This is a genomic window from Pseudomonas sp. PA-6-3C (genome assembly GCF_021605825.1).
GTDB classification, from domain to species: Bacteria; Pseudomonadota; Gammaproteobacteria; order Pseudomonadales; family Pseudomonadaceae; genus Aquipseudomonas; species Aquipseudomonas edaphica.
This window is the reverse complement of record NZ_WKDV01000041.1, coordinates 38198-55713: the sequence shown is the minus strand read 5'-3', so window position 1 is coordinate 55713 and position 17516 is coordinate 38198. Positions and strand designations below refer to the sequence as shown.

The window sequence follows — 17516 nt, the reverse complement described above, 5'->3', positions numbered from 1 at the left end:
TGCATCGCAGGCAAGCCAGCTCCCACATTTGGAATGCGTTCCCCTGTGGGAGCCGGGCTTGCCCGCGATGAGGCCAGAGCAGTCACCACAGAATTCAGAACAGGTGCTTTATGACAGCAGCCAATGTTTACCAACAACGCCCCACCACCGGCGCCAAGGCCGAGTCGTCGCTGCACCATGCCGACCTCGCCAGCCTGGTCGGCAAGGGCCGCAAGAACGCCGGCGTGACCGTGCGTGAAAAGAAACTCCTCGGCCACCTGACGATTCGTGGCGATGGCCATGACGCCGCGTTCGCCGCCGGTGTGCACAAAGCCCTCGGCATCGAACTGCCTGGCGCCTTGCAAGTGATCGTCAAAGGCGAAACCAGCCTGCAATGGCTCGGCCCGGATGAGTGGCTGTTGATCGTGCCAAGCGGTGAAGAGTTTGCCGCCGAACAAAACCTGCGCGCTGCCCTCGGTGAGCTGCATATCCAGATCGTCAACGTCAGCGGCGGCCAGCAGATCCTCGAACTCAGCGGCCCGAACGTGCGCGACGTGCTGATGAAGTCCACCAGCTACGACGTGCACCCTAATAACTTCCCGGTGGGCAAGGCGGTGGGCACGGTGTTCGCCAAGTCGCAGCTGGTGATCCGCCACACGGCTGAAGACACCTGGGAGCTGCTGATTCGTCGCAGCTTCTCGGATTACTGGTGGCTGTGGCTGCAGGATGCGTCCGCCGAATTTGGCCTGAATGTCGTTGCATAACGATCGTTCCCACGCTCTGCGTGGGAATGCATCCCGGGACGCTCCGCGTCCCAAGAGGGGACGCAGAGCGTCCATGGCGGCATTCCCACGCAGAGCGTGGGAACGATCAAGGAGTCACGCACAATGAGCCGCGCACCCGACACATGGATTTTGACCGCCGACTGCCCCAGCGTGCTCGGCACGGTGGACGCGGTCACCCGCTACCTGTTTGAGCAGGGCTGCTACGTCACCGAGCACCATTCGTTCGATGACCGTCTCTCGGGCCGGTTTTTTATCCGCGTGGAATTTCGTCAACCTGAGGGTTTTGACGAGCAAGCCTTCCGCGATGGCTTGGCCACGCGCGGTGAAGCCTTTGGCATGATCTTCGAGCTGACGGCGCCGAACTACCGGCCAAAAGTGGTGATCATGGTGTCCAAGGCCGATCACTGCCTGAACGATTTGCTCTACCGCCAACGCATCGGCCAGCTGTCGATGGACGTGGTCGCGGTGGTGTCCAACCACCCTGATTTAAAACCTTTGGCCGACTGGCACCAGATTCCCTACTACCATTTCCCCCTCGACCCCAACGACAAACCGTCCCAGGAGCGTCAGGTGTGGCAAGTGATTGAAGAGACCGGCGCCGAACTGGTGATTCTTGCGCGCTATATGCAAGTGCTGTCGCCGGAGCTGTGCCGCAAGCTCGATGGCAAGGCCATCAACATTCACCACTCGTTGCTGCCCGGTTTCAAAGGCGCCAAGCCGTATCACCAGGCCTACAACAAGGGCGTGAAACTGGTGGGCGCCACGGCGCATTACATCAACAACGATCTGGATGAAGGCCCGATCATCGCCCAGGGCGTGGAGGTGGTGGATCACAGCCACTATCCCGAGGACTTGATTGCCAAGGGGCGTGATATTGAAGGGCTGACGTTGGCGCGTGCAGTGGGGTATCACATTGAGCGGCGGGTGTTTTTGAACGCCAATCGAACTGTCGTTCTTTAGATTGCTATCGCGGGCAAGCCCGCTCCCACATTTGATGTGTGAATACCTTTGAATGTGGGAGCTGGCTTGCCTGCGATGAGGCCATCAGCAACAACACAAGGAAACAGCATCTGTACCCGAGCACTTAAACGCGCCGCCTGCCTGGGCGACGCGGTTCCATAAAAACAACAGCGAGGTGAAAGCATGTCTGGTAATCGTGGTGTCGTGTATCTCGGCAACGGCAAGGTCGAAGTACAGAAAATCGACTATCCCAAAATGCAGGACCCCCGTGGCAGGAAGATTGAGCACGGCGTCATCCTGCGCGTGGTCTCCACCAACATCTGCGGCTCCGACCAACACATGGTGCGCGGCCGCACCACTGCCCAGACCGGCCTGGTACTGGGGCATGAAATCACCGGCGAAGTGATCGAGAAGGGCAGCGACGTCGAGAACCTGAAGATCGGTGACCTGGTGTCGGTGCCATTCAACGTGGCGTGCGGCCGCTGCCGCTCGTGCAAAGAACAACACACCGGCGTGTGCCTCACCGTCAACCCGGCCCGTGCCGGTGGCGCCTACGGCTATGTCGACATGGGCGACTGGACCGGCGGCCAGGCCGAATACGTGCTGGTGCCGTATGCCGACTTCAACCTGCTGAAACTGCCGGACCGCGACAAGGCCATGGAGAAAATCCGTGACCTGACCTGCCTCTCCGACATCCTGCCGACCGGCTACCACGGCGCCGTCACTGCCGGCGTTGGCCCAGGCAGCACCGTCTACATCGCAGGCGCCGGCCCTGTTGGCCTGGCCGCTGCCGCCTCCGCCCGCCTGCTCGGCGCAGCGGTAGTGATCATCGGCGACGTCAACCCGATCCGCCTGGCCCACGCCAAGGCCCAGGGTTTTGAAATTGCCGACCTGTCCAAAGACACCCCACTGCACGAACAAATCGCCGCCTTGCTGGGCGAGCCGGAAGTGGACTGCGCGGTAGATGCCGTAGGCTTCGAAGCCCGTGGCCACGGCCATGAAGGCGCCAAGGCCGAAGCGCCGGCCACCGTGCTCAACTCGCTGATGGGCGTGGTGCGTGTGGCGGGCAAAATCGGTATCCCTGGGCTGTACGTTACCGAAGATCCAGGTGCTGTTGATGCTGCCGCCAAAATGGGCAGCCTGAGCATTCGCTTTGGGCTGGGCTGGGCCAAATCCCACAGCTTCCACACCGGGCAAACGCCGGTGATGAAGTACAACCGCGCACTGATGCAGGCGATCATGTGGGATCGCATCAACATTGCGGAAATCGTCGGCGTGCAGGTGATCAGCCTGGATGACGCGCCGCGTGGGTACGGCGAATTTGATGCGGGTGTGCCCAAGAAGTTTGTGATTGATCCGCATAAGATGTTTAGCGCGGCGTAAGGCTTGGGGCAAATAAAAGGGCGACCTGTGGGTCGCCCTTTTTGTATCTGGTGTTTAGGCCTGTAGGCGTCGGCTGATCACATCCAGCAGATCACAGCCATCACGCAACGGAATGGCGCAGAGCAGGGCGAAGTCCTGGAGGACGAGGTTGTCGGTGTTCAGGCCTTCGCGAAACGCCAGGTTTTCCATGACTTGGGTGACGGCGCGGATGCGGTAGACGGCGGCGTCGTGGAGCACGTCGAGCGGCACTTGGGTGTCGATGAGCAGGGAGGGCGTGGTGGCGTCGTGGCCGGTGAGCGGCATGTATCGGTTCATGTTTTAACCTTTATTTCAGAGAGTGAGGCTACCACTCACACGTCGCCAAACGAATGGGTGGCAGCTGTACGCAGGTTGGCGAACCGGTGAAATAAAGCAAAGGCCGGCAGACCCGAAGGTCTCCCGCGCACAGCCGCCATAAAGCAGCCTTACGCGTGCAAAAGCACTAGCAAAGGAGCAGGTGCTTTTGCATGCATTATTTCAATCGAGTCGCCAAACCCGTGTCGCCATATGGACGACCGCCGAACTATAAGCGCCATCCTCCGCCGGGAGCAAGTCGCTCGGCCAATGAAGCTCAAATGTGGGAGCTGGCTTGCCTGCGATAGCGGCGGGCCAGTCAACTTATCCTTGGCTGAGCCACCGCCATCGCAGGCAAGCCAGCTCCCACATTGATTGAGTTGTGTCAGCGAGTGGCCAGGGCACCTTGGTACAGCACGGGGCCGGTGGGTTGTCCGGTGGGTGAGCCGCCTTGTGGCTCCAGGCTGACGGCGAGGGTCGCGGGTGCAGTCAACAGCGCCTGCTGTTCCTTGCTCAGCTGGATTCGGCCTTTACCCGCGCTCGGCACCAGGCCCAGGGAGACGGGTTTGCCACCGGCCGCAATGACCCACAGTTCCAGGGCACGCGTCGGCTCTACGGCGGCCAATGTGAGTGGCTCGACTTGCAGGTGATCGCCAAACGCTTGCACCTGCAACGCCGGCTGCTGGTTGGCCGCGACCAACGTGGCGTTGTATTCGGCGCCGATGTCCCGCTGATACAGCACGCCCACCAACACCGCCACGACGATCGCGCAGGCAGCGGCCAGCAGGCGAAAACTCATCCAGAATGGTTTCTTCGCCGGCACGTGCAGCACTTGCGGCTCAATGCGTGCCTTGATGCCTGCCCACACATGATCCGGCACCGGCCGCTCGGGCACGGCGCCCGTCAGGCTGGCGAGGGCATCCTGCCAATGGCCGAGTTCGACGCGCAGCGCGGCATCGTCCAGCAGCAGGTTTTCAAAGCGCCGACGGGCAGTGGCGGGCATCAAACCGATGGCGTAATCGGCAGCGAGGGCGCGGCGCAGGGTGGTGGTTTGGTAGTTCATGATTCAAGGCACCTGCGCAGGCGCTCCATGCCGCGGCGAATCCAGGATTTGACCGAGCCCAGGGGCGCCGCCAAGTGGTCGGCCAGTTCCGAGCACGACAGGCCCTGGAAGTAAGCCACGCTGATTGATTGGCGCTGCATACCGTCGAGGGTGTCGAGGCAGCGGTTGAGGGCGCGGGCTTCGCGCTCACTGTCGAGCTGTTCGTAGGCGCTGGGGCTGTCGTCGAGCATGGCGTCTTGCTGGCCCTCAGCTAATGGCTGTTCGCGGTGTTTGCGCAATTGGTCGATGGCCAGGTTGCGGGTGATGTTGACCATCCAGGTCATCGGCGCGGCCAAATGGGCCTCGTAGCGCGAAGCGTTGTACCAGATACGCACAAAGGCCTCCTGCAGCACTTCTTCGGCCAGGTCTGCGCGCCCCATGAAACGAAACGCGACACCGTGCAGCCGTGGCGAAACACTGCGGTAAAGGGTCTCGAACGCCTGTCGGTTGCCCAGGGCACATTGGGCCAGCAAGGGCTGCAACGGGTCAGCATCATGAATGGAAATAGGGCTTCTCCAGGCTCTCGTTCGAGGGCGACGGGACTGCGCACGGTAGGCAGAGGGTAGTCCAGCTTGAGCATTCATTCCATCCGACTCCGGGCGGCGCTTGTGGGATATACGCGCGCGGGGAACATTTGGATGCAGATTTTTCTGAACTAATCTGCAGGTGGGAACATTCCTTCGGGACTGTCAGTCAAACGCCTGCTTTTAGCTCCTACATTCAGAGGTTGTCTTGATGAAGATTTCACGCGGTTTTGCCCTGTCCTGCCTGTTGACCGTGGCCGCCAGCCCGGTGTTTGCCGCAGGTTTCAGCCTCGGTGACGTGGCCAATGCCGTCTCCGGTGCCCAGGGCAGCAACAACAAGGCGGCGGCTGCGGCGCCTAGCTCTGAGACCGCCGGCCTGCTGAGCGCCTTGACCTCGCAACTGAACATCACCCCCGAACAAGCCGTGGGCGGTACTGGCGCCATGCTGGGCCTGGCCAAGAACAAACTGAGCGGTACCGACTACTCGCAACTGGGCAAGAGTGTGCCGGGCCTGGATCAACTCTCGGGCAGCAACTCCCTGGGCAGCCTCGGCGCGTTGAGCGGGATGCTCGGCCAGAGCGGCGGCAGCAAGACCAGCGGCCTGGACGGGTTGTTGGGTAACGTGAAGAGCACCAACGACCTGAACACCGCCTTCAGCGCGTTGGGCATGGACAGCGGCATGGTCAGCCAATTTGCCCCGGTGATCCTCAAGTACCTGGGCGGCCAGGGCGCCAGCGAATCGGTACTGGGCAAGCTGGCCTCGGCCTGGGGTACTGGCAGCTAAAGCGACTCTGCGCGCAGTTGTGCGATGCGCGCATCCTTCTCCATCCAGAGCTGGTTCACCCAGTTCTGGACGGTCTGGCGAAACGCCGGGTCATTCTCGTAATCCCCTTGCCACAACGCCGGGTCCAGCTCACGGGTGCGGATATCAATGATCACCTTGGGCACTGTGCCGCAGATCAAGTCCCAGAACCCCGGGATCTTCTGCTGCGGGTAGACCACCGTCACGTCGAGGACCGCGTCCAATTGCTCACCCATGGCCGCCAGCACAAACGCCACGCCACCCGCCTTGGGCTTGAGTAAGCGGGCAAATGGCGAATCCTGCTGCTTGCGCTTGGCCTCGCTGAACCGTGTGCCCTCCAGATAATTGACCACCGTCACCGGTTGGCGCTTGAACAGCTCGCACGCCTGCTTGGTGATCTTCAAATCCTGGCCCGCCAGTTCCGGGTGTTTGGCCAGAAAGGCCTTGGTGTAGCGCTTCATGAACGGGTAATCCAGCGCCCACCAGGCCAGGCCGAGGAAGGGCACCCAGATCAGCTCTTTTTTCAGGAAGAATTTGAAGAACGGCGTACGCCGGTTGAGCGCCTGGATCAGCGCGGGAATGTCGACCCAGGATTGGTGATTGCTGATCACCAGGTAAGACGTATCGCCGCGCAGTTCGTCGCCGCCACGAATGTCCCATTGGGTGGGGATGCACAGCGCGAAAATCAGTTTGTCGATCTCGGCCCAGGTCTCGGCGATCCACATCACGGCCCAAGAGGCGTAGTCGCGAAAGCGGCCGGGCGCTACCAGCTTGAGCAGGGCAAACACCATCAACGGGCCGAACAGCACCAGGGTGTTGAGCAATAACAGCAGTGTGACAAAACAGCCGGTGAGCAGGCGGCGCATAAGTAACTCTTGGAGTCGGGTGGACGGGCCATGATAAGCAAGCTGAGTCTAGAGGCCAAATCGCAAATTGCTGCACGAATGTGAGCTGGCGCGGAGCGTCCAGAGCTGCATTCCCACGCAGAGCGTGGGAACGATCTAACTAAACAACGCTTTTGCGGTCTAGAATCCGCCTACTTCTTTCCAAGGAAATCACTTCGTGAAACTGCTCCTTGCCTTACTCGCCCTGGCTGCCGTGCCTGTCATGGCCGCCGAACCGACCCTCTACGGTCGCTACGAATACATCCAACTGCCGGAGATCGGCCAAACCTTCAAGGCCAAGATGGACACCGGCGCGCTGACCGCTTCGCTGTCGGCCCGCGATATCGAAACCTTCCAGCGCGATGGCGACGACTGGGTGCGCTTCCGCCTCGGCGGCAAGGACGCCAGCGACAAGGTCTACGAACACAAAGTCTCGCGCATCAGCAAAATCAAAAGCCGCGCCGATGAAGACGAGGACAAGGACGAAGCCACCGTGGCCAAGCGCCCGGTGATCGACCTGGAAATGTGCCTGGGCAACGTCAAGCGCACCGTCGAGGTCAACCTCACTGACCGCAGCAGTTTCAACTACCCGTTGCTGATCGGCGCCAAGGCCCTGCGTGAGTTCGGCGCGGCGGTTAACCCGGCCCGTCGTTACACTGCCGACAAACCGGACTGCTGATCGAGCCTATGCCGCACATCCTGATTGTCGAAGACGAAGCGGCGATAGCCGACACGCTGATCTTTGCCCTGCAAGGCGAGGGGTTCACCACTACCTGGCTGAGCCTTGGCCAGGAGGCGCTGGCGCATCAACGCCAGACGCCTGCCGACCTGATCATCCTCGACATCGGCCTGCCGGACATCACCGGCTTTGAGACGTGCAAGCAACTGCGCCGCTTCAGTGAAGTGCCGGTGATGTTCCTCAGTGCGCGCGACGGCGAGATTGACCGGGTGGTGGGCCTGGAGATCGGCGCCGACGATTATGTGGTCAAGCCGTTCAGCCCACGGGAAGTGGCGGCGCGGGTTCGGGCGATTCTCAAACGCGTCAGCCCAGGTGCCGCGCCGGCCGTGTTTCAGGTCGATCTGGAGCGCATGCAGATCAGTTATCGCGGCCAGGCTTTGAGCCTTACGCGGCATGAATTTCGCCTGCTGCAAAGCTTGCTGGAGCAGCCCGAGCGGGTGTTCAGCCGCGAGCAATTGCTCGACGCGGTGGGCGTGCCGGCCGATGCCGGCTACGAGCGCAATATCGACAGCCATATTAAAAGCCTGCGCAGCAAACTGCGGGGCATTGCGGCGGATGCCGAGCCGATCCAGACCCATCGTGGCCTCGGCTACAGCTACAGCCCGAGCCACAGCTGATGCGCCTGGGGCTGCGGATCTTCCTGGTGTATGCGCTGTTTATCGGCCTCACCGGTTACTTTGTGCTCAACACGGTGATGAAGGAAATCCGCCCCGGCGTGCGCCAGTCCACCGAAGAAACTTTGGTGGACACGGCGAACCTGCTGGCTGAGATCCTGCGCGATGACGTAAAAAATCATACCCTCGGCCAAAGCCACTGGCCTGAGTTGCTCAAGGCCTACGGCAATCGCCAGCCCGGCGCGACCATCTGGGGCCTGCCGAAAAACCAGGTTAACCACCGCATCTACGTGACCGACGCCAACGGCATCGTGCTGCTCGATTCCACGGGCGAAGCGGTGGGGCAGGACTATTCACGGTGGAACGACGTGTACCTCACCTTGCGGGGTGAGTACGGCGCCCGTTCCACCCGCAGCGAGCTGGACGATCCCACTTCGTCGGTGATGCACGTGGGCGCGCCGATCCGCGACAACGGGCAAATCATCGGCGTGGTAACGGTGGCCAAGCCCAACAGCTCGTTGCAGCCTTATGTGGATCGCACCGAGAACCGCTTGCTCTGGTACGGCGCCGGGTTGGTGGTTTTGGGCCTGCTGTTGGGCGCATTGCTGTCGTGGTGGCTGAGTGTGGCGCTGCATCGGCTCACGGCGTATGCGCAGGCGGTGAGCGAAGGGCGCCGGGCCGAGTTGCCGCATTACCGTGGCGGCGAACTCAAACAGCTGTCCACCGCTGTGGAGCACATGCGCACGCAGCTGGAAGGCAAGGCCTACGTCGAGCATTACGTGCACACCCTGACCCACGAATTGAAAAGCCCGCTGGCCGCCATTCGCGGCGCGGCGGAATTGTTGCAGGGCGATATGAGCCGCGAGCAGCAGCAGCGTTTTATCGGCAATATCGACAGCGAAAGTGCGCGCTTGCAGCAGTTGATCGAGCGGCTGCTCAACCTTGCCCAGGTGGAGCAGCGCCAGGGTTTGGAAGAGCAGACCCGCATGCCGTTGGCGGCCTTGGTCGACGAGGTACTCAAGGCGCAATGTGCACGAATCGAAGGCGCCGGCCTGCAGGTCGAACAGACGATAGCGGCGGATGTGAAGGTGTTCGGTGAGCCTTTCCTGTTGCGCCAGGCGCTGGGCAACCTGCTCGATAACGCCTTGGACTTCACACCGCCCGGCGGCACCTTGCGATTCAGCGCACAGGCGCAGCATAACGACGTGCAGGTCAGCCTGTTCAATCAGGCTGCGCCGATTCCCGACTACGCTTTGCCGCGCTTGAGCGAGCGTTTCTACTCGTTGCCGCGCCCGATCAGCGGGCGCAAAAGCACCGGCCTGGGCCTCAATTTTGTCGAAGAAGTGATGAAGCTGCACGGCGGCGCGTTGCAGATCGGCAATGTGCAAGGCGGCGTGCAGGTGGTGCTGCATCTCCACACAGTCTCCACAGTGCCCACATAAATCTCCCACAGGCGCGGTTCACGCTCTGCCCATCAAAACAGGGAGAGCCCCATGAACCGAAGCCTGCTGTTCAAACTTGGCGCCATTGCGCTGCTGATGCTGCTGTTGCTGATTCCACTGCTGATGATCAACGGCATCATCAGCGACCGCCAGCAACTGCGCGACGGCGTATTGATGGACATCGCCCGCAGCTCCAGCTACAGCCAGCGCATTACCGGCCCGGTCATGGTGGTGCCGTATCGCAAGACCGTGCGCGAGTGGAAACTCAATGAAAAGCTCAACAAACGCTACGAGGAAACCCGTGAAGAGCGCGGCCGTCTATATTTTTTGCCGGACCGCTTTGAACTCGACGGCAAGGTGCAAACCGAACTGCGATCGCGTGGCATCTACCAGGCGCGACTGTTCCATGCAGACAACCGCATCAGTGGGCGTTTCGAGTTGCCAGCGCAGTTGGGCATTACAGAAAACTTTGCCGATTACCGTTTCGAGCCTGCGTTTCTGGCGGTGGGTATCAGCGATATTCGTGGCATCGAAAACGCCCTGAAGCTTGAGCTGGGCAGCCAGCGCCTGGCGTTCTCGCCAGGCTCGCAAGTGGACTGGTTGGGCGAGGGCGTGCATGTGACGCTGCCCGCGCAGGACAGCAAACAACCGAGCGTGGTGGACTTCGCTTTTGACCTGCGCCTGCAGGGCACCGAACAGTTGCAAGTGGTGCCGGTGGGCAAGACCAGCCAGGTGTCACTCGCGTCCAACTGGCCGCACCCCAGTTTTATCGGCAACTTCCTGCCGGCGCAGCGAGAGGTCACTGACAAGGGCTTCAGCGCCAATTGGCAGACTTCGTTTTTCTCCACCAACCTCGAACAAGCCCTGCAAACCTGCCTGGACCGCCAGGGCTGTGAAGACTTCACCAACCGCAGCTTTGGCGTGAACTTCATCGACCCGGTGGACCAGTACCTCAAGAGCGACCGCGCGATCAAATACGCGCTGCTGTTTATCGCCCTGACGTTTGCCGGTTTCTTCCTCTTCGAAGTACTGAAGAACCTCGCGGTACACCCGATTCAGTACGCGTTGGTGGGCTTCGCGTTGGCGTTCTTTTACCTGCTGCTGTTGTCGTTGTCCGAACACTTGGGTTTTGCGTTGGCCTACCTGATCTCGGCGAGTGCCTGTGTATTGTTGATCGGTTTTTACGTGTGCCATGTGCTGCGCAGTGTTGTGCATGGCCTGGGCTTTTCGGCGGGGTTGGCGGCGTTGTATGGCTTGTTGTACGGGCTGCTGAGCGCTGAAGATTACGCGCTGCTGATGGGCTCGCTGCTGCTGTTCGGGCTGCTGGGTACGGTGATGGTGCTGACGCGCAAACTGGATTGGTATGGCGTGGGCAAGCGCAAAGGTGGGGAGGTGGCGCAATGATTGGGTTGCGTGAAGATCAGCAGGTGCGCGCGCAATTGGTCGGAAAAATCAATGCGTTATTTTATGCGGCAAATGGGCTTTGTGTGGCGAGCGGGCTTGCCCCGCGTTGGGCTGCGCAGCAGCCCCAAAACCTGCCACAGGGGCGTTTCTGGTACACCGCGTTTTGCTTGACTGGGGCCGCTTCGCGGCCCAACGCGGGGCAAGCCCGCTCGCCACAAGGGATCGTGTTTCATCCCGTTAGAGCGGTGGCTGAGTCTCCAGCATCGAAGGCCGTTGGCTGACCTCGGCATACCAGTCGGCAAGCTTGGGGTTGCTGGCGCGCCATTGCAGGTCGGGGTGGCGAAAGTCCAGGTAACCCAGGGCGCAGGCCACGCTGATGGCGGCGATGTCGAAGTGGCTGGCCAGTTCGGCAATCGCATCGCTTTCCAGCTCGGCGAGGGTGCGGTGGATCTTGTTGCGCTGCTCCTCCAGCCATTGGTCCCAGTGTTTTTCTGCCGGGCGCATGGCGGTCTCGTAACGCACCAGCACGGCGGCATCCATGATGCCGTCGGCCATCGAGGCGAGGGTGAGGCGGCGCCAGCGGGCCGAGCCGTCACGCGGGATCAGCGGGTTGCCGACGTGCTGGTGGTCGAAGTAATCGAGGATCACCCGGCTGTCGTGCAGCACCGAGCCATCGGCCAGGCGCAGGGCCGGGATCTTGCCAACGGGGTTGTCCTGCACCACCTGTGCGTCGGGGTTGACCGGCGTCGGCATGCAGCCATGCAGGGCCACGCGGTCCAGTTGGCCAGTCTCGATCAGCAGCACGCGGACTTTGCGAACAAAGGGTGAAGCGGGGTTGTGAAACAAGGTCATGCTGGGCGCGGACATGGGCATTCCTCGGAAATGGCAGGGCTAGCCTAGTAGGATTGTGGTTGTTTTTGAAGGCCCTATCGCAGCGGTGCGACGACTCGACAAGCCAGCTCCCACACTTGACTGCGTACACACATCAACCTGTGGGAGCTGGCTTGCCTGCGATGAGGCCTTCAGCCACGCCGCTTAAGCAAGGCCCAAGCCCCAATGGCAGCAGGAACACCCAACCCCACCCAACTCAACGAATCCCACAACCCATCCCCCAACAGCGCCGCAAACAACCCGGCAGCGCTGAGCAGGCCAATCCCCAGCGGAATGCCGAATACCTTCCAGAAACTCGATTGGCGCGGCTTCATGACTTGGCCGCCTTGCGCCGCACAATCCACAGGTAAACACCGCTGCCCAACACGATGATGGTCAGTACATCCAGCACCGCCCAGAGGATCTTCATCGGCAGGCCGCCATAGTCGCCAAAGTGCAGCGGCTGGGACATGCCCATGGCGTCCATGTACCACGGCCGTTCGGCGATGGCGGTGACGGCCAGGGTGCTGGCGTCGATCAGCACCGGCGTGAGCAGGTGTGAGGTCAGATGCGTGCTGCCCTTCATGAACACCGCGTAGTGGTGTTCGCTGGAAAAGCGCGTACCGGGGAAGGCGATAAAGTCCGGCTCCATGCCGGGCGCGGCCTTGGCGGCGATGCTCAGCAGTTCGGTGGCCGGTGCGCGTTGGGTCAGCGGCGGCGCGTTTTTGTACGGCTCGATCATGGCGCTGAGGCTGTCCTGGCGCCAGGCGGCGATGATCAAATCGGCGCAGGCGCTGATCACGCCGGTGACACCCACCACCAGCGCCCAGGTCAGCGTGACCACGCCGATCAGGTTGTGCAGGTCGAGCCAGCGCAGACGGGTGGATTTGTCTTTACGCACGGTGGCGAACTTCAACCGGCGCATAAACGGCAGGTACAGCACCGTACCCGAGACAATTGCCACCACAAACAGAATGCCCATGAACGCCAGCAGCAACTTGCCTGGCAGCCCGGCGAACATATCCACGTGCAAGCGCAGCAGGAACAGGGTCAACCCGCCATTGGCCGCCGGGGTTTCCACGGCCTCACCGGTGCGCGCATCCAGCATGAAGGTGTGGGACGAGTTGGGCTCGGTGCCGGCCGTGGCAGCCATGATCGCGATCACACCGTTTTTGTCGTCTTCGTCCCACGCCAGGTACTGCATGGCCTCGCCGGGGCGATGAGCCTGGGCTTTGGCCACCAACTGCTCAAGGTTCAGCTGCGGCGTGTCGGCGGGCATCTGTGCCAGTTCCGGCTCGTTGCCCAGCAGGTGGTCGATCTCGTGGTGAAACACCAACGGCAGGCCGGTGAGGGCGAGCAGCAGCAGGAATATCGTGCAGATCAGGCTGGTCCAGGTGTGGATGAAGGACCAGCGGCGGATGGTTTTGCTTTTCATGGTTCATCCAAATGCAAAAGGGCCACGGCGTTGCCGTGACCCTTGGGTGACCGTGTCAGTGGTTTACCACTTGTAGTTCACAGCCGCCACGACATTGCGTTCATCACCGTAGTAGCACCAAGCGCCGTCGCAGGTCGACAAGTAGTCCTTGTTGAAGATGTTCTTGGCGGTGACATCCACCGAGACACCAGCAAGTACTGGGTTAAGGCGGCTCAAGTCGTAATGCACTGCAGCGTCATACACGGTGTACGAACCTACGTGGCCGTTGGCTGTGTTCGCAGTGTTGCCGTAGGTGTCGCCCACATAGCGCACGCCAGCACCAACGCCGAAACCATCCAATACACCCGAATGCCAAGTGTAATCAGACCACAGCGACGCCTGATTACGTGGCACCAACTTCATGCGGTTGCCCTTGTCGTCCCCCTTGAGGATTTCGGTGTCGGTGTACGTGTACGAGCCCACCAGTTTCAGGTTGTCGGTTACTTCAGATGTGGCCTCCAGCTCCAGGCCACGCACGCTGATTTCGCCGATCTGGCTGGTGATGTTGTTTTGTGTCACCGAAACGTTTTGCTGGCGCAGGTCAAACACGGCTGCGGTCAGCAGGGTTTTGCTGCCTACTGGCTGGTACTTCACACCCACTTCAGTCTGTTTGCCCTGGGTCGGCTTGAACGATTCCGTAGCGCTCGCACTGGCGCCAGCAGTGGGCTGGAACGACTCGGTATAGGAGATATAGGGCGTGATGCCTGAGTCGAACACATAGCTCAGACCTGCGTTGCCACTGAAGGCCTTGTCGCGTTGCGTGTTGGTGGCGTCATTCAGGTTGAAGAAAGTGGTGCCGGTGTGAATCCAGTCTTCACGGCCGCCCAAGGTCAGGCGCCATTTTTCCAAAGCGATCTGGTCCTGTACGTAGAGCCCTGTCTGCACGGTTTTCTGGTTGTAATCGTAGAACGTAAACGGAGCGCCAGCCGGGTGTGGCTGGTTATAGATCGGGCGGTTCGGATTAATGCTCGCCGCACTACCTTCGACCCAGTGGTAGTCGGTGTTGGAGCGCTGGTGGTCCAGGCCCAGCAGCAGTGTGTGGCTTAGGGCCCCGGTTTGGAAATCGGCTTGGAAGTTGTTGTCTACGGCCAGTTGGGCGATGTCTTCATCCACTTTGTCGTAGATACGTTTCAGCATGCCATCTGCACCTACGGCAGTGTCGCCGTAGCTGGAGTAGGTAGTGTTGAAGGCTAGTTCGCTTTTGGTGTAACGCAGGTTTTGCTTGAACTGCCAGGTATCGTTGAAACGATGGTCGAAGGCATAACCGAGGGCGTAGTAGGTGCGGTCGTAGTAGTCCTGATCCGGCTCGCCAAGGTTTTTGTGATGCGAAATCTTGCCTGCTGGCGACCCCAGTTTAGTGCCTTGCAACGGCAGGAACTGGCCACTGATACCGGTATCGTCGCGGGTAAATTGCGAGAGCAGGGTAAGGTGGGTGTCGTCGTTGATATTCCAGGTCAGGCTCGGCGCGATGTTATAGCGCTTGTCTTCGATATGGTCGATGGGCGTGCCGCTATCACGCACCACACCGTCGACGCGGTACAGGAATTGGCCTTGATCATCGATCTTGCCGGTGCTGTCGAAGCTGATTTGCTTACGGTTGTTGCTGCCGACTTCGGCGCGTACAGCGTTGCTGCTTTCCGCTCGTGGGCGGCGGCTGACCATGTCTAGCATCCCGCCCGGTGGCGTTTGACCATATACCGAAGAAGCAGGGCCGCGCAGTAGAGTAATGCGGTCCAGGTTCCAGGTTTCCTGTTTTGGGTTGGCATAGGAGCCTTTTGGCAGTGGCAGGCCGTCCAGGAACTGAGTGGGTTCGAAACCACGTACCCGCAGCCAGTCGGCACGGGAGTCGCTGCCATAACTGCTTGCGATCACACCGGGCATGTAGCGTACGGCGTCATCAAGGTTCTGCACGCCACGGTCTTCCATCTGCGCACGGGTAACCACAGACATGGAGCGCGGTGCCTCAATGATCGGCGTATCCGTTTTGGTGCCTGCCGCGGTGCGAGTCGCGACATAGCCATCCACCGGTCCCCACGCACTTTCATAGCTGCCTGCGCCAATGATGCTGGTCTCTGGCAACGCCACGACACCTTCCGGGACAGGCACCAGCGTAAACGTCCCGGCACTGCTTTGCTCCAATTGCAACCCGGTGCCACGCAACGCCTCGCGCAACGCGCCCTGGGCATCGAATTGGCCTTTGACCGGTGCTGAGGTCTTGCCCGCTGCCAGCGAAGGGTTCAGCGTCAGGGCCAGGCCCGACTGGCTGGCGATCTGGTTCAGGGTGCTCGCCAATGGCGCAGCCGGCAGGTTGTAGGCGCGCACGTTGCTAGCCTGTTCGGCGGCGATCAGCGCGGTGCTCGTCAGCGGGGCGCTGAGGGCAATGGCCATGGCTAACAGGCTGGGGCGCAACAAGGTGTCTAGCGTGCGGGACATGGGGCGGCTCCTGAATGAAAATATTTCTCAATTGCCTAGGTGCCGGATGAGAATCAGAAAGTGATAGGGCTGGGTGAAAATATTTTTTTGAGGTGGCTTTGAGGGCCTCATCGCAGGCAAGCCAGCTCCCACCTTTAACGGTGTTCACAATTCCAAAGTTGGGAGCTGGCTTGCCTGCGAAGGCGATCGGCCAGGCACTGAAAAACCTAAGGCTTAGCCTTCACGGTCACCCACCACGGCGTGTGCTGCTCGATCTGTACCGGTAAGGTCGGCAGCAGGGCGTTCAGCGCCAGGGTGGTGTCGTGCAAGGGGAAGCTGCCGGTGATGCACAGGTCGGCCACGTTTTTATCCACGCCCAGGTAGCCGGTGCGGTAACGACTCAGCTCGGCAACCACATCACCCAGGCGCGCGTTGTCGACCACCAGCATGCCGCGTGTCCAGGCGTCTGCGGCGGGTTCGACCACCCGCGCAGGGCCGAGGCCGTCGCTGCGCATCAGCACTTGCTGGCCTTGCTTGAAAATCTGCTCCTGATGCAGCGCCTCAGGCTGGGCGGCCACGGCAGACTGCAGCACGCTCAGGCGCGTGGCGTCGCCTTCGCGCTTGACGATAAACCGCGTACCCAGGGCTCGCAGGCTGCCATCACGGGTTTTCACATAGAACGGTCGGGCATCGTTGTGGCCGGTTTCGACCAGGATTTCGCCTTCCTGCAACACGATCAGCCGACGTTTTTCATCGAAGCGCACGTCAATGGCGCTGTGGGTGTTGAGGTTGATCAGCGTGCCGTCGGCCAGCTTCAGCGTGCGTTGCTCGCCGGTAGCGGTGCGCTGGTCGGCCAGCCAATAGTGGATTGGCACGTAACGCTCACCGGCAAACAGCGCCAGGCCGATCACCAGCGCGATGCTGGCCAAACCGCCGCCCAACTTGCGCACGCGCTGGCGAATGCCTTGGCGTGACTGCAACAGCGCCGCCCGCGCCGGGCCAGAAGCTACGCTGAAACGCTGGTCGAGCATGCCCAGCTGACGCCAGGCGCGTGCGTGTTCTTCATCACTGGCCAGCCATTTGGCGAACTCTTCCTGTGCAACCAGGCTGCCGTCGCCTGAGCCCAGCGAGAGTTGCCAGGCAATCGCCGCATCCAGCACACGGGCCGTGACCGGTTTGGAGCCTGTCACAGCGGCTCGCCATACAGTGCGATGTAGCACTGGCGAATGCCTTGGGCCAGGTACTGGCGCACACGTGGCACCGACACACCCAGGCGCTGGGCGATTTCGGCGTGGCCCAGGCCGTCGAGGCGGTTATAGAGGAAGGCAGCGCGGGCCTTGCTCGACAGCTTGCCGAGCAGGCGGTCGATGGCCTTGAGGTCTTCGAGGATCAGTTGCTGTGCTTCGGGCGAGGGGTGTTCGCTTTCCGGGATCAGCATCAGCTCGCTGAGGTACGCCTGCTCCAGCGCCGCGCGGCGGAAGTAGTCGAACAGCAAGCCTTTGGCGATGGCCACCAGGAACGCACGTGGCTCGCGCGGTTCGCGCAGCTCGTCCCGGCCCAGCAGGCGTATGAAGGTGTCCTGGCTCAAGTCTTCGGCGCGGCTCGGGCAGGCCACATTGCGTCGCAGCCACGCCAACAGCCAGCCACGATGGTCGCGATACAACGCGCCAACAAGCTCACTGTGTGGGGTTTGGACCGACGACAAGGCATCACCGAATAAACAAGGGGTTTAAACTAACGAGAATTATTCGCGATTGTGTCAGAGGCAGGGAGTGGGCGCAATTGGCGTCTGTCGGGCGATCGTTCCCA

At 61.1% G+C, this 17516-nt stretch carries 18 protein-coding genes; 8 read left to right on the top strand and 10 right to left on the bottom strand.

Annotation, left to right across the window (positions count from 1 at the left end):
* The first annotated feature begins 110 nt into the window (after window positions 1-110).
* From GIW48_RS23590 to fdhA, 3 genes are all read left to right on the top strand, one after another.
* Complete coding sequence (locus GIW48_RS23590; protein ID WP_099550387.1) at window positions 111-743, top strand: sarcosine oxidase subunit gamma; 633 nt, start codon at window positions 111-113, stop codon at window positions 741-743.
* A 123-nt stretch (window positions 744-866) separates the two neighbouring features.
* Entirely contained in the window at window positions 867-1724 is an 858-nt protein-coding gene (gene purU, locus GIW48_RS23585) for a formyltetrahydrofolate deformylase (protein ID WP_056857793.1), read from the top strand.
* Between the two features lie 183 nt (window positions 1725-1907).
* Entirely contained in the window at window positions 1908-3107 is a 1200-nt protein-coding gene (gene fdhA, locus GIW48_RS23580) for a formaldehyde dehydrogenase, glutathione-independent (RefSeq protein ID WP_017137993.1), read from the top strand.
* A 54-nt stretch (window positions 3108-3161) separates the two neighbouring features.
* Here fdhA and GIW48_RS23575 read toward each other — a convergent pair whose 3' ends face one another.
* From GIW48_RS23575 to GIW48_RS23565, 3 genes are all read right to left on the bottom strand, one after another.
* The gene (locus GIW48_RS23575) at window positions 3162-3422 is read right to left on the bottom strand and encodes a hypothetical protein (RefSeq protein ID WP_017137997.1); all 261 of its coding nucleotides are present in this window, start codon (window positions 3420-3422) and stop codon (window positions 3162-3164) included.
* 403 nt (window positions 3423-3825) lie between these two features.
* Window positions 3826-4503 (bottom strand): anti-sigma factor, encoded by a 678-nt coding sequence (locus GIW48_RS23570; RefSeq protein WP_236460400.1) that lies wholly within the window; start codon window positions 4501-4503, stop codon window positions 3826-3828.
* Window positions 4500-5126, bottom strand: a complete 627-nt coding sequence (locus tag GIW48_RS23565) for a sigma-70 family RNA polymerase sigma factor (RefSeq protein ID WP_236460401.1) — start codon at window positions 5124-5126, stop codon at window positions 4500-4502. Before GIW48_RS23565 ends, GIW48_RS23570 begins: the two co-directional genes overlap by 4 nt.
* Before the next feature lie 151 nt (window positions 5127-5277).
* Here GIW48_RS23565 and GIW48_RS23560 point away from each other — a divergent pair, with 151 nt between their 5' ends.
* Entirely contained in the window at window positions 5278-5850 is a 573-nt protein-coding gene (locus GIW48_RS23560) for a DUF2780 domain-containing protein (RefSeq protein WP_017138000.1), read from the top strand.
* Here the strand turns inward: GIW48_RS23560 and GIW48_RS23555 are convergent.
* Window positions 5847-6734, bottom strand: coding sequence for an acyltransferase (locus tag GIW48_RS23555; protein ID WP_017138001.1), 888 nt, complete (start codon window positions 6732-6734; stop codon window positions 5847-5849). The two genes, GIW48_RS23560 and GIW48_RS23555, sit on opposite strands and share 4 nt — an antisense overlap.
* 196 nt (window positions 6735-6930) lie before the next feature.
* Here GIW48_RS23555 and rloA2 point away from each other — a divergent pair, with 196 nt between their 5' ends.
* Genes rloA2 through creD form a run of 4 tightly spaced genes read left to right on the top strand, consistent with a single transcriptional unit; the run spans window position 6931 to window position 10951 of the window.
* Window positions 6931-7431 (top strand): retropepsin-like aspartic peptidase RloA2, encoded by a 501-nt coding sequence (rloA2, locus tag GIW48_RS23550; protein ID WP_138452293.1) that lies wholly within the window; start codon window positions 6931-6933, stop codon window positions 7429-7431.
* An 8-nt stretch (window positions 7432-7439) separates the two neighbouring features.
* Window positions 7440-8108 (top strand): two-component system response regulator CreB, encoded by a 669-nt coding sequence (gene creB, locus GIW48_RS23545; protein WP_017138003.1) that lies wholly within the window; start codon window positions 7440-7442, stop codon window positions 8106-8108.
* Window positions 8108-9547, top strand: coding sequence for a two-component system sensor histidine kinase CreC (gene creC, locus GIW48_RS23540; RefSeq protein WP_236460402.1), 1440 nt, complete (start codon window positions 8108-8110; stop codon window positions 9545-9547). The genes creB and creC overlap by 1 nt, the downstream gene beginning before the upstream one ends.
* 51 nt (window positions 9548-9598) lie before the next feature.
* Window positions 9599-10951 carry a cell envelope integrity protein CreD gene (gene creD, locus GIW48_RS23535; RefSeq protein WP_236460403.1) on the top strand — a complete coding sequence of 451 codons (1353 nt, stop codon included), beginning with the start codon at window positions 9599-9601 and terminating at the stop codon, window positions 10949-10951.
* 237 nt (window positions 10952-11188) lie between these two features.
* On the opposite strand, the gene GIW48_RS23530 is transcribed toward creD, so the two are convergent.
* From GIW48_RS23530 to GIW48_RS23505, 6 genes are all read right to left on the bottom strand, one after another.
* A complete protein-coding gene (locus GIW48_RS23530) occupies window positions 11189-11818 on the bottom strand; it encodes a glutathione S-transferase (protein ID WP_236460404.1) in 630 nt (209 codons plus the stop codon).
* Window positions 11819-11973: 155 nt separating this feature from the next.
* On the bottom strand, window positions 11974-12156 hold the full coding sequence (locus GIW48_RS23525; protein WP_017138007.1) for a hypothetical protein: 183 nt from the start codon (window positions 12154-12156) through the stop codon (window positions 11974-11976).
* Window positions 12153-13256, bottom strand: coding sequence for a PepSY-associated TM helix domain-containing protein (locus GIW48_RS23520; RefSeq protein ID WP_236460406.1), 1104 nt, complete (start codon window positions 13254-13256; stop codon window positions 12153-12155). The genes GIW48_RS23525 and GIW48_RS23520 overlap by 4 nt, the downstream gene beginning before the upstream one ends.
* Window positions 13257-13319: 63 nt before the next feature.
* A complete protein-coding gene (locus GIW48_RS23515) occupies window positions 13320-15728 on the bottom strand; it encodes a TonB-dependent siderophore receptor (RefSeq protein WP_236460407.1) in 2409 nt (802 codons plus the stop codon).
* A 206-nt stretch (window positions 15729-15934) separates the two neighbouring features.
* Complete coding sequence (locus tag GIW48_RS23510; RefSeq protein WP_236460408.1) at window positions 15935-16897, bottom strand: FecR domain-containing protein; 963 nt, start codon at window positions 16895-16897, stop codon at window positions 15935-15937.
* Window positions 16894-17412, bottom strand: a complete 519-nt coding sequence (locus GIW48_RS23505; RefSeq protein ID WP_017138011.1) for an RNA polymerase sigma factor — start codon at window positions 17410-17412, stop codon at window positions 16894-16896. The genes GIW48_RS23510 and GIW48_RS23505 overlap by 4 nt, the downstream gene beginning before the upstream one ends.
* Between the last annotated feature and the right edge of the window lie 104 nt (window positions 17413-17516).